Here is a 16,975-nt window from a genome sequence, read left to right on the forward strand (position 1 = left end):
ATTCATGGTAAGAAGCTTATCTTAGCTTATGATTTGGCCTGATTTTAGTACAATGGTAGCCTTTACTGGTTCAGAACAGTTATTTCAGCTGGCTCTTCAGGAAAAGTTATATAAACCCTTAAAGGAAAGCGGTTTCCCGACGACGTTACTTGCGATTGAAAAAAACAGTATTATTCCTACTGACGGATTTATATATTTTCCTTCCTGGATCAACCTCTATCTGACACAAGACTTCATTGTAGACGAGTGCAACACCACATCGGAATTTTATCTTGATTTCACGACCAAGCTTGAAGACATCTTTAAAATGACTGGCAGAAAAGAAGATAGGCCAACATCGGAATCAATAAGGGCAGCCACCTATACCATTTTCTATAAAGCAAATGACGGAAAGATATTATTGTTTCAAATGCATAACGATGCGAGCGAGGTACTGATATCGAAGTTTAGACAAGCCATTGGTTTTATTTCGGATATTTTGAACTCAAGAACTCCGGAAGTAGTGGATGCCATGAACAAAAGTTACTCGTATACCGACGTTGTTTATTATGTGGGTTATTTGGATGCGTCCTGGAGAATTATAGATCCATTACTATATGTGTCAGATCAAATTAATTCTGAATACCGGCAACATGCAGATTTAAGGGCGCATAAGCCAGATATCATTCTACAGGAAGATAACTTGAACCGCCGGCACACATTCGGTGATAATTGGGTATTAGAATTTGACGGTCTTTCTACGTATTTGGATCGGCCCAATGATGTTGGCTTATATTCGAGCATTTGCGAAAAAAATCTTATAGCGGCAAAGAAATTTTACGATGATACTATTCTCATCAGGCATCAGCATTACACCGGTAATTTTCCGATACCAGAGCAACAGCGAGAATATTTTGACTATTTTGAACTCATCACAACCGCGCTGATCTTTGCCTATAGTTCGATTGAAGCATTTATTAATAATTTCATCCCTGATGATTACACCTTTACCAAACCAAATGGCACTAAGGTAATGGATAAAAATCATATCGAAAGGTTTCTATCATTAACAGACAAGCTAAAGAATATTTTCACAGACATATACAATACACCAAATCCAGAACAAGAAACCTGGTGGCAAAGCCTGACTGATCTGCAAGAGCTAAGGGATCAGACCATTCATACCAAGCAACATTATTCACAGATACGTTATTCTAAATTATTAAGCCGGGAAATATTTCGTACGATCCAAGTCTATAAGGTTATTATCGGCTATTATGGTAAATACATGCAGGAGAAAGACAAAAATCTCATTAACGAATTTCCTTACAATTTTGGCTTTGACCAAGTGTACCCGGCATTAATGACAGATCGAACTTACGAGGACATCTATAACAGCCTGCACAATCCATATAACCCTTTATAAATCAGGCTAAAATTTGAGCTACACCAGTATCCATGACATCTAAGAACTCCCTAAATGAACTCTATGAACAATTAAAAAAGTTCCACTTATCTGACGGACTATATGTGATCGGCGCTGTAAACGCTGCTTTGAAATATGGCACCATTAAGGCAGACAATAAAAATATACCCGCCTGGATTTGGGACTGGCTTCAAACACGGGGAAGAAGTGAGCAAGATAGACGATCGTTATCTGTTGTCCTCTCCAGGATGGCACGTTTTCTATTACTTTCTTCTGCAAACGACTATAAAGGAATTTTTTTTGACCTAAATAATCCAGCGGTTCACAAAGCCTACAATCAAGTGGTGAATTTGGAAGACTTGGATGAATCTTCAGGGGAAGATATGCTGGGCAAGTTTTCACTTTACTTCAACAGGATAGGTCAAATTCAATTTCCTCTTCAAGCCAGTAAAAAAACTACAATCGGTAGAGGTTATCTTCTGTTCCATAAGCTGATACTTAATACACCGACAGACTATGATTTCGACAAAAAGTTTCAAGAATATTTTGGATTGACTCTTATCGAGTTCATGTCTACTGGCTTTGCAATGTGGATTCTGTCAAACGGCACGTTGGACTACGAGATAAAAAACGAAATATCAGAACTTAAGCATGTCATAACTCTCGATTCGCAACGCATATTCTTAGAATTGTCCTGCGGGACGCCGCAACGCTATAGGGAAATGGTTCGTGGCACCGATTGGAAAACTCCGCATAGGCTCAAGGATATGTATGCACTTGAACCGTTAACAATTATGCCGGCCGTTAAAGTTGAGAAGTCTTCAAAATTATCTTCTACTACCTATGTAGTACCGCAAGCTAAATACCTGCTTGACAGAGCTAGTTCCGGAATATTTTATTTGTTGGGAGACAAAGAAAAAGAATTGGCCGAAAAAGAAGGAAAGATAGGAAAAAATCCATTCAGGAACGCCTTCGGAATGGTATATCGTGCCTACGTCGGCAAACATTTGTCCATTTCGGGCAAACATGATTTTGTTGATCTTGATAACGATTTTGTTCAAACTACTGGAAAACTCCCTGACTTTGCAATTGTTCAAGGTGATACATGTATCTTATTTGAAGTCAAAACTTCGCTGCTCAATATTGATTCCCGCACCTATTTTGATAAGCAAATGTTAGAAAAGGAAGTAAAATCCGGCAATATTCAAAAGGCAATGAAGCAGTTAACGGATTTCAAGAAGAGAATATTAACAGCGCAAATAGATGATGCTAGATTTTCAAAAGTCACTTCAGTTGTTGGTGTGATTGTCGGCTATGAGGATATTTTTTCAATCAATTCAACCCTGCTACCTATGCTCGACAACCTTAATGGGTCATTGGTAGATGATCTTCAATTTGCCTCAATCTCGGATATCGAAGCCATTGGCAGCGCTATTAATCAAAAATTGAACATTATAGAGATGATACAAAAAAAGGTGGCAAGCCCTGCCGAGCGGCAATGGTCTATAGCTACCCTTTTCCATAAAGATATGGATCACAGAAATTCTATATTGGATCAGGCCTTTAATGAGTTCATTGTAAAAATGGGTGTTCCTGGGTTTAAAGGAAAATCAGTTTAAAAAGCTTAACCAAACCGTTTCCCATTCATCTAGGGCTTTAAACTGGTCTAAAATCTGCATTAATGTCCCTATACACGCTAAAGGGTCAGTGTTAAAATCATATCCAGCCCACAGTGTAAAACAATTTTTGAAATTTTTCAGAGATAGCATTTAGAAGTAATTTGAGATGGGGTATTTTTGTATACATGACAAATAAAGATCAATTTATAAACACATTAATCCAAAGACATAACCAGAATGCGTTGATTACGATGAAGCATGATCCATACAAAGTGGCATTGTACACTGATAACGGTTTTAGAACAGTCGTTTCTTATGAAATAACGGATGACCCAATTGCTATGCTCAATGCAGAACAATTTCATGTAGAGGCATACCAAAATAACCAGTTTCCGCAATCGCCAGAATATTATGTTATAAAACCTTTTATTCACACTGTTACCGCTTCAGGAGCTACCAGAAACATCATTCATTCCATTACAAAAGACAATTTGGTGATAGTTAAAGGTCGAAATCAAGGATATCATATTTTTGGCGAGTCGACAGCCCTAATAAACTGGAAATTAAACAATGGCCAGTTGACAAGCCTTGGCTTGCTGTTATAAGTCAGGGTTATTTCTGAAATCCCGAGCTAGTTATTTATTGTATCATCCTCATATTCCTGGCACGTTTCGCATAAATTATTAACACTGACTTCATCCAACTCATCACCACAAGAGGCGCAGCTATGGCGCATTAATATCTCGTATTCCAATTTTTCGAGGAATCCTATATGATCTCTTTTTTCATGGAGAACAAATTTGTAGTGACAGCCAGAACAGTTTGCTTTATGGTTTGCTGACCCGATAGTAACTAAATCCTCACAATTTGGACAGATTAAATACGATGCACTACACATATTACATTCTCCGGTAATTACTTCGATATAAGGATTTTCAAGCTGAATTTTTATTCCTTCAAAAAGACCAAGTTGATTTTTGTCTCTGCTTCCAGCCTTAATCAAATGAGGATCAAAAAGAGAAATCGGCTTGAAAAAATCAACACGGGAAAACTCATGGTCACAGACTTCACAGTTTAACCAATCTTCTGCATTCTCGATGGCTGATTCTTCATCCCGAGTCAACAGTTCCTGCTCCACGTCTTTTAAAAGTTTATGCAAGACATAATAAAACTTGGAGTTGCTGTGTGCCATTAAAGGTTCCAAATCAGGATGTAAGGCTTCCTTATTATTTGGATCAGAAAAATCACCCGAATTACTTGAAACGAAGTATGACAAAGGAAAATTTTCGACTTCGAAACCTTCGTTGTCACCCCATTGGCTAAAATCAATTTTGGTAATCCCAATCGTCCTCATGTAATCGACGAAACCGAGCATCAATAGTGCATCAGCCATGCTGTTTTTCTTTTCCCCTATGAATGGCGCTTTTCTGTCCAGTGCCATTTTTGCGGCATCTATATGGTGCTGATCTGTGACAGGAATTGTTACTGTGGCATTTTTAATAAAGTGTTCAACCTTTGCTATGTGTTCTTTCTGTTGATCTATTCTTTGTTTCGCTTGCTCAATTATTTTGTTTTCGATCTCGTTTACTCTATTCAAATCCTCCGCCGCGAGGAATCCTTTAATTGGTTTGAGATTATTTACATGATGTGCCGCTTTTTTCTGTATTTCTACAATATAATTTTCTGTTTGAATTTTGTTGCGTTCAAATTCGGCAAGAACAATTTCATTTACCAAAAATACGTAGGTTCCATCGTTCGATTTTTCTTCGATTGTCTCGAAAATTTTCAGATGTAAATCCCCATGTTTGTTCGAATATATATCAAAGCCATTAGCCAGATAAATCCAGTTATTCGTGTCTAGGAAAACGTAAACGGGCATTGAGCAAATAATTATCTCCCAAATATAAAAGATGTAAAATGTAAATCCTATTTCTCCCTAATAGAGTAAGCTATATTTTTAAACTGACCACCTTTGGGGCACTAAAAGTTTTAACGCTGAAAGAACAACAACTATAGGTGCTGGAAGAAAGAAAAACGAGCAATTGTAAAATCAAAACGCCTACGGGCCTCAATTTCTAACACCAACATGTAAGGCCTTGTGAAAATTTCATGACCACTTTGACATGTGATAATTTAACCCTGTGTGGGCTTTATCTGTTTGATTAGGTATTCGGCAAGGTCAAATTTAAACTGTTCCCAATGCAGATTTTTAGGCGCATCCTCTTTTCCCATTGTACTATAACCAAATAATACCAATTGTGTATTATCGTCATCAAGGTATTTTTTATAGGTAATCATTCGTTGAGCGCAAATCAATAGTTTTACTGTATCGATGTTATTGATCGCTATTGTATGTATCCTGGTTACGCATTGGATAAGGACTTTGAAATATGGAAAGATATCAAACGATTCGTTCATTGATGCGAAATCGCTTAGGATACGTTTTTTCCAATCCATACCCTCGATAAGTTCAGTCTTATTGACCATGAAATGATGTACTTGGTTTTCATTTTCATCCAACTTGGAGGTTACCATTATATTGGGCATACCACAATGATGGATATAATTTCTAAGTCCATACAAAAACCTGTATTCAAAATGATTGTCATACTGTTCGGCCGTACTTTTTTTAAAATCATTATAGTTTTTCGAGTTTTCGCCGAACGTTCTCTTCAGGGATGTATTCCAATGATTTAAGAACGCGTTGAAAGTTGACATCAGTTCCATTAGTTGCCTAAAGAGGATATGTGATGGTTTACCACTCTGTAACGTGTCCAACATCTCCTGGTAAATGTCCCGAACAATCTCAAACTTTAAGTTTTGCACGTCGAAATCGTTTATCACCTGGAACATGACTTCAATTGTAGCCTGTTCCTCAAAGGAAAGATGTTTGATCACTACAAATTCTTTGTTTTTATACCTGGCAAGGCTTTTACTCATATTGATTATTTAAATTGGATTCCAAAAATACCGATTAGCCTATTGTAGAGTTTAGGTAGCTGCCCGACATTTGAAAATTTATTTATTTTATTGTAAAGTGACGACGGAAATATCACATCTCATATAAAAGACTGCTCTTGCGCTTCCAAGTTCCGAAGTCGTAAAATGGAAGATTTTTATAGTTTTTTGTAATAAATGGATATGGTACCTTTTCACTCGTTAAAAACACTGATCTGACTTCATACTGATCATAATTTTCAATATTGTATGCTCGACCCAGTTCAACTAAATTGTTTTGTAACCATTTGTGACGCTTGAGATGTTTGCCTATCCAGTCCGATTCAAATTTTTTGAGTTCAGAGGCAAATTCACTTGTAATTCTAGCTGGATTGAGATTTTTGCATTCAATGGAAATGATTCTTTTTTGCCAAGGGATTATGATTAATATATCTATATCTCCTAAATTTTTGTATGCAATCATCTTACCTTTTATGTCAATTTTCACCTCATGGTCAATTATGCATTCAGATAAAGCATCATTGTTTTCCAGCCATTTATATACTGTTTGTGTAAAAGTTTTTCCTTTTATATTGAGCATATGGCCAATGTATTTGCCCATGGATTTAGTTCTATACGTATATCGTCCGCTATCTATTAGGTCTGATATGTACTGCCAACTAAGTATGACTTGCCGCATTCCCCAATAATAATATATAATTTCGTTTTTCATAAGCTGAAGCAGGGGTTTTCTCATATAAGACAATGCCCTGCTGTAGCGCCATGGATAGATATCAGTTTGGGTGTATCCTTCGGGAACGTCACCCCATGAACTCCTTGATTTTAAACTAAATTCACCAAGAACATATTCTATTTTCTCCTCGCTGAGCTCTATTTTTTCCTTCAGTTCTTTAATTAATACATCTTTTCTGAACATTATAACACCATCTTCCTGCTGATACCCATATTCCATAAGCGCAACTAAAATATCAAGTATTTCATCCCATGGGTAAATAAATTCTTCCTCATAGGCTTTATTTTTAAGAGATTCGGTTTCGGAGGATGAAATGAGTTCGTTTTTCGATAAGCCAAGAGCAAGAGCTTGTTCTTCTTCAATACGGTCGTCGATGCCTTCATTTCTTTTAGCAATGTTATATGGTCGCAATGAATTATGCAGAAATTCTTTTCCAGTTGCCAGACGGCCTGATGGAAGAATACCCAGTTCAATGTCGTTTATCCCCAGATTTATTTCTTCACTAAGACCACCCCATGTGATGATTTCCTTGGATAAGGCTAGCATTTGATCAATATCATAGTTATTCACTGTTTTCTTTCCAGATGGTGGGGTAGCGATGATGATTTCGATCAAACATCGTAATGCAACTGAAGCTTCATCAATTTCAAGTCCTTCATCCAATATCTCGTCTCGTAAGGTGGAAACTTCCCCAAAACAAGCAAGGCGTGAAGTCACTTTAGCTCCTGCAATATGCTTAGCTCGCCATAGTTCTTCACTGAGTCCAACTGTTCGATAAATTAGTTCTGAAGCAGGAAAGACAGCAACTAATTCCTGTAGTGTTTTAAAGTAATAGGCAACTACGGCATGACATAATTTGTTTTTTTCTCTTTGGGTAGTCAGATTACCTAGTGGATATCCTGGTACAGCTTTTTGCGCGAGATCATTGAGCAATTGCTCCACGTGGAAGCGGGATACCAATCTCTTTGTAGGAAGCTTATGACCAAATAACATTGGATTTTCAAAGGCGTCAAAGCCTAAAATCATAGTTTTCTTGCCAGCAGGGCAATATTTGTCAATTAGTTGCCGTATATCCAATTTGGTTAAGGCATCCTTGCACTCAAGAAATGAATTTATACCTTTTAAAATCCATTCCAGCAATACCATGTCATTGTCATTGTTCTTCCCATTGATTAGATAGGCAAACTCAAAAGGTACATTGATGTTGATCTTATGCTCATTCGAGTTTGCCGTAAATAGAGAAGAGACATGAACGCTATCTAACTTCTTGTCATAGTTATAATTTGCCCATTTATGTTGGTCAATTAGGTTAAACTGAAACTGCACAAGCCCCCTTTCAGCGTAATCGGCATAATTTTGCAATTCGGAAGATATTTGCCAAATCCAATAGGAACACGCTTCCATTATTGACCAAGCTACTTGGCGAACAGCAACTTCACTGGTGTCCTGCATGTTAACATGCACCCAAAAAGATAATCTTTTACCCTTCACATATAAACGTGGTAATAACTCTGGTTCAATTGGAATGTAAATATCTATTTCTTTATGAGGAAACTTACGTTCCACCTGCGCAAGCAAATCTGAATGATTGAAAAGTACTAGATGCGGATCTGCCTTTCTATAAGCCTCTTCCCTGAAATCATTTGCTAGGCCGATTTCTAATGTGATGTTTGGATACCTGGCATCATCTGTAAAATAAAAGCTATTACGGTTTCGTGAATAAAAGGCATATTTATCTAACGTACTAAAAGCTATTATCTCTGAATGATTCAAAACATCTCTTTCAGCTAAAAAGTAGTTCCATAATAGCAGTTTATCTTTTCCGCTATCATGATGGGCAATACTTGTCAGGTCCGCAACATTCATTAAAAGATGATTGAATGATTGCTTAGGTAAAACTATTTTGTATTCTCTACCAATCGGTACATAAATGTCAAGAAATAGAATTTTGTGATCAATGAATTCATTTGCGATGCATTCGGAGATAAAGTCCTTTCTTCTATGAAGCACATCAGGGCTAACTAATTCGTTGCCTGTTGTGAAAAATATGTCTTTGTTGTATGCCTTAAACTGATCTGGTACGATGGTAATATGTATCAGTTTATCATCGTCTATTTTTGAAAGTATTTCTAAACCATAAAGAGGATGCGCTTTGGAAAGGGCGGGTATTTCTTTAAAAGGCTTTAAGCTAAGACGAGTGAAAAGCATTTCAATATGTTTTTTCAATACTCTACGGTAATCGGCTACAAATTGATCATTTATTTGATACTCTAATATTTTGGATATTATAAAATGTACTAGTGAAGCCGGTATAGTAGCTATTTGATTAACTATTAATGTGTCACCAAATTTTGAAAATGGTTTAGTTTGCAGAGGATTTTTATTAAAATCATCCTCGTCAATGAACTTTGATTTTTCATCACAAATGAAAAAATTTATAGTATTTTCTCTTTGCTCAAATCCACCACGATCTATGCCGACGACTTTACTATACTGAAATTTGATAGCGTTGCACGCATTACTAATTAGGTTTTGATTTCCAAAATATAGTGGGTCGTGATGGCTAACCGGGCTATTAAGATATCTATCAAATCCCATTCTTTTGGCTATCGTATCACTCATATTGAGCAGACTACTGGCAGCGTAATAAATCTCCTGTTTAAAAGGCTGCGGGAATTTGGTTCCATCCATAAAAATAGTGTCCAAAAAAAATTTCAGCGCAGTATGACTATCAGCTAGAACTTCTGGAAAAACAATAAAATTTCCCCCATGAAATTGTATCAGCTCGGTAAACAGTACTTCTTGGGGATCTTCATATTGCCATATTTGTTCATCAGGCGTAAAATGCTGTTCTAACAATTCAGCCAAAATTGAACTGTTGACCTCACTTCTTTGCTCGCTACTACTGTTCGAGCAGATAGCAGCTTGGAGCGCTGCCCTGAGCCGTGGTTTTTTTGAGTGGTTTTCAGGAAAAAGGGCTATTGCACCTAATTTGGAAATTAGGCTTTCTTTATCATATTTAGCGAATTTATCACTGAGGCTTTTAACTATCTTTTGCATCCGGCTTTACTGTTATTCAATTATCATATGAAATTTTTTCGCTTTGGTTTTGCTATGGTTTGCCCCATTTGCAAGGCATTATAATAGCTGTCAAAATCATGGAGATAACGGCCCACTGTAAAATTGTCCAAGTGCTTTATGTGCTTTTTAAACACCAACCCCTCTTCAAAAAAGCATCCGAGCAAATTCAATTCATCTTGGGTAGAGAATGCTTTCCATTTATTTAAGGGAATACGCTTGTCTAAATAGTCGTTAAAGTCTTTTGCAGATTCGATGATATCTGCAAAAACCATCAAATCATAAATATGGATAATCCAGGGAGAATCACCTGTAGCATCAATAATTTCTGCCTCCTCTAAAGAATCTATCCGAGTCAGCAGGCCTGAAAATGAATCCAGGGTAACGATGATCTTGTATATTTTTTTTGATTTGTCAATTGGCAACTGATTTTCTTTACCCTCTTCGATGAAATATGGTACATCATTTAAACGGATATGGTTTTCGGCTCGTTGACTTTGATAGACACCCTTACCAACATTTTTCTTAAGTCGACTGACCATACTTTCAACGGCTCCTCGTCTGGCCGAGTCATTGAATTCCCCAGCTTTAACTTCTATTAAATAAGTCTCATTTGGTCCTATTCCCAGTAAATCCAGTTCTGTCATTTCCAACGCTGTAGAATTATTATGCGTTTCGGGAAGCGGATACTTAACATTTGGATAAAACATAACCTCGGGTAATAGTGAACGGAACACCTCTTCTATCTTTCGCTCAATAAATCGGTCCCTGCAAATCTCGTAGGCTTTTCCAAGAAATTTTTTGTTATAGTAAGCTGGATCTTTATCTTTGATTAAAGCTTGTCCAATTGTAAGATAGTTCCTGGATGCAAGTGCATTTGAAAAAATGAATGAATCCCCTTCAGCATTTTTAAGAAAAGGTTTTTCATGGATTTGTGTTGAGGCTAAAAGGTGACCCTTTATCTTATCACCAGCAAATTTCTCATTCTGACCAAATTCGAGGGAGAGTGCGTCCACGACCTTTTCCTGAACCAAACTTGTGCATATTATCTTAAATAATAAATGGTATGATCCGATCTCGTTTATTTTGAAAAGCCTAATTCCATTTTCGTCTACATACACATCAGGGTTGTCCTGTTGGAACTCTCTAGCTAATTTAGGAGTTATTGAGAAAGGTGGCGGAAATATCCTTTTAGACTGCGCCCAGTTCATAAATCTTTGCTCAAGGATGGGATGAGGGCCGCCCCATCGATTGGGTATCCTTGTCAAGCATGACGTTTCTATATCATTTAATGCTTTTATGAAATCATGTGCGGTAAAACCATATTTTTCAGATAAGAACTTGTCGTGGAGTGAGAACATTTCCAGAAAAAGCTGTTCTATGTGGACATAGTAGCCGATACCCCTGATATTCAGGCTCTCTGTGATAACATGAATTTTTAAATCATTCAATCCTTGGCGATCCTTTCCTTCAGTATTGCCATTTAATACAGATTCATGGACATAATAGCCATTATAATTATCTCTGATCTCACCAAGGGTTTCAATCATGTTTTGCAATACTTCTGGTGTTGGCGGTTCTCGATCAGCTTTTTCAGGGATCGATGAAGATACACTCATTCCATATTCTAGGATAACCTCACTTAGGCCATCGTCGATACGATCTGTTTTTTTAAAAATGTCATTGCAAGATAGTGCTCCTAAAAGTTCTATGTTGTCGTATTTCTCGAAAATATCGAAAACCTCTGAGATACGCTCATTTATCCCCTCCAGCACTTTGGGAAGAGCAGTTTCTATTTGGTCTAAAAATTCTTGATGCTGATCCGGTGTCCTCTGATTATGGGTAAAGATCGTATTTCCTTTTCTAACGATTTTCATTCCGTTGACGATAGTAACCTGCTTGTCAGAATTCTTATTAGACTTCTTTTTTTTCTTTTTTCTCTTGTTGCTAATAGGCATCGTTACTGGTTTAACTATTTGATTAAGATGTAAATATAGTGAAGTCTGAGCAGGATCAACAGACGATAAAATCCGGAAGGCGGCAACAATAGTTATATCTCTATCATTGTTGCCCTTATCATTAATGATATGCGGGGCGCCTGAGGATGTAATGTAACACCTACAGGAACTTTTCAGAATAATCAGGGAAATTTATAAAAATAAAAGTGCATTAATGATAATAAAATAGTTAAATTAAGTGGAATCGACTTAGATGTCGTTTAAACCATTTTCAATCCTTTTTTTCGAAGATGTATTTTAAAAATGCCTATTAGAGGGTTTTGCATTCACTCTACTGGGTATAATGTCCGGTTGTTCATCTTGCAACTAACTACTTAACTTTGGATACGACCAATTATAAATGTGAGGATAATAAAGCAATTTATAGAAACGGTTTTAATCGGTTTGCTTATTTTTGCTTTTTACTAATCTTTTTTAAAGAAAAAACTTATATTTAAATAATAGCAATTGCAACTAAAAAATACAGACAAAAAGGTGAGTGATTCGGTGAGTCACATTTTAAAAACCTTCCAGATAGCTTTTAAACGCTGAAAATTGAACGAAGTTCACGTCCCAGCAGGATCACATAAATCCTTTCCTGCTCATTGTAGCATTTTTATTTCAAAAGGATTTATTTCATGATACTAAAATCCCAAACAGCCGTTTATTGCCCCGCGTTGCTCCGACACAGCTATACACCAGCAATACCTTCGGCTGAATTTCTCTTTACCCTTTATTTACCCATTGTAAACCTTGCCATCGAAAGCGAGGTAAATGTTTGATCATCCTGATCTATACCAGGGCTACAACTCTACCAAAGTAAGTGTCTAGCAGTGTGCAAGCAGGTACCACGCAAGCCTGGCCGGAAGGTGGGTCAAACGTGGGGTGAATGTGGACTTTTGAATATTTTTAGGGAGTATTTTTTTTCAGATGGATGATTTGGGTACTCATCTTTTTGGGTGATTACAATATACTCAAATTATGGCGAAACGGACCAAAAAAAGCTTATAAATTTTTCGGCAAGGGCAATATCAACGCAATTTATTAGGGTTTGTACCAGGCGTTGGTAAGCTGCTACAGTTTGATCATTGTACAGTGTTTGTAATTCGCCTTATGGAGTAGATCAACTTAATTTTATTCATCCAGCCATAGGCAACAGTGCTAAGATTGAACGGGTAAATAACTGAAGCTGTTTTGTGTCCGGTTGCCCCTTCCCCATCCATATCTTTATGGGCTAAATCAATGTAACCTGATCGCTCTTCTTAAAGCATCAGTAAGCATTTTAAGGTTTTAATCAGCCAATGAGGTATAGTTCAGGCCATCACCCGCAACTGTAAAATAACAGGGAAACTCGCTCAATACCTCCTTTTTTATATGCTGTTTTATGATTGTTGCGCCTCGAGTTGCAAGCCACTCAGGTACTTATACAGTCCTTGTTCAGTTTTCATGAGTTCCTGGTGGGTGCCCGATTCAACAATCTGTCCCTTTTCCAGCACCAGGATCCTGTCTGCTTCACGAATGGTAGATAACCGGTGCGCGATGATGATAGACGTCCGTCCGCTCATTAATTCTTCAAGTGCTTCCTGCACCAGGCGTTCTGATTCGGAGTCGAGCGAAGAAGTGGCTTCGTCCAGAATCAATATAGACGGATTTTTTAACAGCGCCCTGGCAATGGCAATGCGCTGGCGTTGCCCACCCGAAAGTTTTACGCCACGTTCTCCAACAACGGTTTCGTAGCCTTCTGGAAATGCACTGATAAAATCATGCGCATTTGCCCGTTTAGCCGCCTGTATAATTTCGGTTTTTGTAGCCTTTAGCTTGCCATAGGCGATGTTTTCCAATATCGTTCCGCCAAATAACATCACATCCTGTGGCACAATCGCGATCTGATTCCGTATATCCGTAAGTGAATAGGCAGCGGCTGGTTTGCCATCAAACAGGATTTCGCCGCTTTGGGGCTGGTAAAATTGCAGGATCAATCCTGCAGTAGTCGATTTACCCGAACCACTTGGACCTACTATTGCTATTTTTTGTCCGGCTTTCGCTTCGAAAGATACCTGGTTTAACACCGCTACTTCAGGCCTTGAGGGATAGGCAAAATTAATGTGTTTAAAAGCAAGATTCCCCGCTATTTTTTGTTTTGGTACGTTGTCGTTTTCGACTATCGATACTGCTTCACCCTGTTCGCCCAATATCTCCAGCACCCGTTCGCTGGCACCTACAGCCTTTTGCAGGTTGGCAAAAAGTTCCGGAAAACTACCCAGGGAACTGCCAAGGAACATCGCATAAAGTGAAAATTTTAAAAGTTCGCCAAAGGTAATTTCCTGGTGACTGACCAGGATACAGCCATAACCAATCACCCCCAGTACACTTCCAAAAACACAAAGCACGATAAAGGAAACAAACATGCCTCTGAATTTGGCTCCTTTAATAGCAATATCGGCTACCTCGCGGATGGTATTCCTGTACCGTGCGGCTTCAAAGGCTTCATTTACAAACGCCTTTACATTTGATATGCCCGACAGGGTTTCTTCAACAATGCTGTTTGATTCGGCCATTTTATCCTGGGCCTGGCGCGAAATCTTCTTGATAAACCGCCCGAATAACACCGCAAACACAATCATAAGGGGTAAAATCAAAAGCAGGGTAAAAACCAGTTTTTTCGAAATGATGGCCATCAAAACAATGCCACCTGCAAACAATACAAACTGCCGTAACATCTCAGCAATGGTGGTGGTTAAGGTATCCTGAACCTGCGACAGATCCGCAGAGATCCTGCTGTTGAGCTCCCCAACCCTGCGGTTGGAAAAGAAGTTCATCGGCAAGGTGATCAATTTGAAATAGGTATCGCGCCTGATATCGGCAAGTGAACGTTCTGCTACATTGACAAACCATAAAATTCTAAAATAAGACACCACTGCCTGCACGGCCAATACAACAAAGGCTAACATTAAGATTCCCGGTATGGTATCCGGCAAATAACCATTGGCGTGTTTACCCTGTGCGGTATCAATCAATGCACCGATAAAAGATGGAAAGGCCAGTCCAACCAAACTTGATAAAAAGAGAAAAAACAGCGCTGCAATGAATTTGCCGCGATAGGGTTTCAGATAAGTAAGCAAACGGGCAACATTGCCCAAACTTTTTCTGTTTATTTTGGCTTTTGATAATTCAACGCCTGGTGCATTTCCACTGTTTAACTGTTTTCTTGCCATTGTTTTGATGTGATCTTGTTTGGAGCGATTTCTGCTCTATCGCTTATTCCTGCGCCAAAGCGGGTTTTGATAATGAAGACGGATCAATGCCAAAAATACTTCATTTTTTTTTCATGAAATTCTAACGCTCCTGATTATCAGATTACTATTTTTTTGTCTTTAAGTTGGTTAAAAATTATCCCATAAGTACGCAGTCATTATTCTATATTTGCGGCCAAAATAAAATAAATATGTATATGAAATCAAAATTAACCCTCTTCATTCTTCTTGTAGCGGTATTTATCTCTTGCAAAAAAACGACCAATGTTGATGTTAAACTTTCTACCAGCGGAAAGCTTACTTACAAACTAACCGACGATGCCGGTAAAGGATTGGCAAATGTAAAAGTATCTTTATTTGACCGTACCGACACCTATTACGCTAATTACAACATTCTGTTGGAAACCCGTTTAACAGATCCTAATGGTCTGGTAGATTTTGGCAACCTCAATCCAAGCAATTACTTACTTGTTGCTGATTCTGCAAAGGTAAATAATGTTGCCTACATGGTTCAGGAATATGTTCAGGTGATTACTGGTGCTGATAAAGCTAAAGAAACCAAGGTAACAGATTTTTCAGGAACATTTGCGCTTGCGGTTAGATCTTACAATAATAATCAACCATTAAAAAATATAGGTGTGATTATGATTCCTTCAAATAAATTCAACTACGCTGCAACTACTGCCGCCAATTTAAAAGTTGCCGATTTTTCAGGAGTGACAAACGATGCAGGGTTGATCACCTTCAGAATTCCTTCAAGCAAGCAGTACGCAATATACCTTTATAATACGGTTACAAATGCATCATACAATTATAACAATAGCGTTTCGGTTCAAAAAGATGCTACGGTCAATTATTCAATGAATATCTATCAGCTATAGTTGATTGTAAGATTGCTTATTTTATAATAGTATGAAATGTAAAATCATGGTCCTGCTGGGGCTGTTTATTTTGACGCTCTCCTGTAAAAAGATTACCAACGTTAAATTGGTTGATGGGGTAAATTCTGGCAAACTGAGTTATAAACTTGTAGATGATGCAGGGAAAGGTTTAGCTGGTATTAAAGTTTCGCTGTATGATGCAAAACTTGGTTTAAATACGAACTACCCTGACCCAAGTGCGTTGGTTGGATCAATAAGAACAGATCAGGATGGCGTAGCGTATTTTCCTGATCTGCTGCCTAAAAATTATCTTGTAACCTGCGATACTGCCAGGATCAATAAAGTGAGGTACCGTACTGACGAATTTGTTCAGGTTGTTGCGGATGTAGACAAGAAAAAGAGTATAAATGTGTCTGAATTTTCAGGCCTTTTAAACCTCACGCTCATATCCACAAAAGATTACAGAACTGTATTGAAGAACGTAGGCGTAGTGGCTTATCCGGTTAATGAAATCATCCTTAATTCCAGCAATGTTTTTGAAGTGATCAATTCGTCAACACTTAAAGGGGTTACCGATGCCAATGGTTTTGTATCAATAAAAGTACCATCCAATATTCCTTTTAATTTTATTGTATATAATATAACAAACAGGAATCTTGCTTATGGATACAATAGCTATTCGGTAGCAAAGAATGCTAAAATTAATGCTACGCTTTATTCAGATCCTTTTTAAGTATCATACCACCAGAAAAAGCTACTGATCAAAAAAAGGGAGCTGTCCGGAATGGATAGCTCCCTTTTTTATTGGATTCCAAAGACAGCACGCCTGTTGTTTTACAGTGTGATTCAAACCTCAAATATCCAATAAAGCGCTCCTGCCCTGGCAGGCTGTCCAAATTGTCATCATTTCCAAAAAAAAGTATCAGGACCTGATACTTCAAATTTTTAAACGACCGGATAGAAATGTTTTCCGCTGTTGTAACAGAGAGGATAATCTATGCTTCTTCTGGATTTCCTTTCAGCATATAGAATCACAATCATTTGAAAAAA

At 37.8% G+C, this 16,975-nt stretch carries 10 protein-coding genes; 5 read left to right on the plus strand and 5 right to left on the minus strand.

Features of this window, described 5'->3' with window-relative positions; all coding sequences use genetic code 11:
* Window positions 1–28: 28 nt before the first annotated feature.
* The 3 genes from DV942_RS00800 (at window position 29) to DV942_RS00810 (ending at window position 3,629) form a co-directional block, all read left to right on the plus strand.
* Window positions 29–1,405 (plus strand): hypothetical protein, encoded by a 1,377-nt coding sequence (locus DV942_RS00800; protein ID WP_145854439.1) that lies wholly within the window; start codon window positions 29–31, stop codon window positions 1,403–1,405.
* A 32-nt stretch (window positions 1,406–1,437) separates the two neighbouring features.
* Window positions 1,438–3,024: a hypothetical protein gene (locus tag DV942_RS00805; RefSeq protein WP_145854441.1), complete on the plus strand. Its 1,587-nt coding sequence runs from the start codon at window positions 1,438–1,440 to the stop codon at window positions 3,022–3,024.
* A 185-nt stretch (window positions 3,025–3,209) separates the two neighbouring features.
* Window positions 3,210–3,629: a hypothetical protein gene (locus DV942_RS00810; RefSeq protein ID WP_145854444.1), complete on the plus strand. Its 420-nt coding sequence runs from the start codon at window positions 3,210–3,212 to the stop codon at window positions 3,627–3,629.
* 26 nt (window positions 3,630–3,655) lie between these two features.
* Here the strand turns inward: DV942_RS00810 and DV942_RS00815 are convergent, their stop codons facing one another.
* From DV942_RS00815 to DV942_RS00835, 5 genes are all read right to left on the minus strand, one after another.
* Window positions 3,656–4,903, minus strand: a complete 1,248-nt coding sequence (locus DV942_RS00815; RefSeq protein WP_145854446.1) for a PIN domain-containing protein — start codon at window positions 4,901–4,903, stop codon at window positions 3,656–3,658.
* Window positions 4,904–5,157: 254 nt separating this feature from the next.
* Complete coding sequence (locus DV942_RS00820) at window positions 5,158–5,964, minus strand: hypothetical protein (RefSeq protein WP_145854448.1); 807 nt, start codon at window positions 5,962–5,964, stop codon at window positions 5,158–5,160.
* A 112-nt stretch (window positions 5,965–6,076) separates the two neighbouring features.
* Window positions 6,077–9,775: a hypothetical protein gene (locus DV942_RS00825; RefSeq protein ID WP_145854450.1), complete on the minus strand. Its 3,699-nt coding sequence runs from the start codon at window positions 9,773–9,775 to the stop codon at window positions 6,077–6,079.
* Between the two features lie 23 nt (window positions 9,776–9,798).
* Complete coding sequence (locus tag DV942_RS00830; RefSeq protein WP_145854452.1) at window positions 9,799–11,751, minus strand: hypothetical protein; 1,953 nt, start codon at window positions 11,749–11,751, stop codon at window positions 9,799–9,801.
* Window positions 11,752–13,172: 1,421 nt separating this feature from the next.
* Complete coding sequence (locus tag DV942_RS00835; RefSeq protein WP_145854454.1) at window positions 13,173–15,005, minus strand: ABC transporter ATP-binding protein; 1,833 nt, start codon at window positions 15,003–15,005, stop codon at window positions 13,173–13,175.
* 236 nt (window positions 15,006–15,241) lie between these two features.
* Here DV942_RS00835 and DV942_RS00840 point away from each other — a divergent pair, with 236 nt between their 5' ends.
* On the plus strand, window positions 15,242–15,925 hold the full coding sequence (locus tag DV942_RS00840; RefSeq protein ID WP_145854456.1) for a hypothetical protein: 684 nt from the start codon (window positions 15,242–15,244) through the stop codon (window positions 15,923–15,925).
* A 31-nt stretch (window positions 15,926–15,956) separates the two neighbouring features.
* A complete protein-coding gene (locus DV942_RS00845; protein ID WP_145854458.1) occupies window positions 15,957–16,658 on the plus strand; it encodes a carboxypeptidase-like regulatory domain-containing protein in 702 nt (233 codons plus the stop codon).
* Window positions 16,659–16,975: the final 317 nt, after the last annotated feature.

Source organism: Pedobacter suwonensis (genome assembly GCF_007833675.1).
Lineage (GTDB): Bacteria > Bacteroidota > Bacteroidia > Sphingobacteriales > Sphingobacteriaceae > Pedobacter > Pedobacter suwonensis.

Excerpts from the sequence above, each read along its gene's own strand:
- DV942_RS00840 (WP_145854456.1), top strand. The coding sequence starts at position 15,242 with ATGAAATCAAAATTAACCCTCTTCATTCTTCTTGTAGCGGTATTTATC.
- DV942_RS00800 (WP_145854439.1), top strand. The coding sequence starts at position 29 with ATGATTTGGCCTGATTTTAGTACAATGGTAGCCTTTACTGGTTCAGAA.
- DV942_RS00845 (WP_145854458.1), top strand. The coding sequence starts at position 15,957 with ATGAAATGTAAAATCATGGTCCTGCTGGGGCTGTTTATTTTGACGCTC.
- DV942_RS00815 (WP_145854446.1), bottom strand. The coding sequence starts at position 4,903 with ATGCCCGTTTACGTTTTCCTAGACACGAATAACTGGATTTATCTGGCT.
- DV942_RS00810 (WP_145854444.1), top strand. The coding sequence starts at position 3,210 with ATGACAAATAAAGATCAATTTATAAACACATTAATCCAAAGACATAAC.
- DV942_RS00825 (WP_145854450.1), bottom strand. The coding sequence starts at position 9,775 with ATGCAAAAGATAGTTAAAAGCCTCAGTGATAAATTCGCTAAATATGAT.
- DV942_RS00835 (WP_145854454.1), bottom strand. The coding sequence starts at position 15,005 with ATGGCAAGAAAACAGTTAAACAGTGGAAATGCACCAGGCGTTGAATTA.
- DV942_RS00830 (WP_145854452.1), bottom strand. The coding sequence starts at position 11,751 with ATGCCTATTAGCAACAAGAGAAAAAAGAAAAAAAAGAAGTCTAATAAG.
- DV942_RS00820 (WP_145854448.1), bottom strand. The coding sequence starts at position 5,964 with ATGAGTAAAAGCCTTGCCAGGTATAAAAACAAAGAATTTGTAGTGATC.
- DV942_RS00805 (WP_145854441.1), top strand. The coding sequence starts at position 1,438 with ATGACATCTAAGAACTCCCTAAATGAACTCTATGAACAATTAAAAAAG.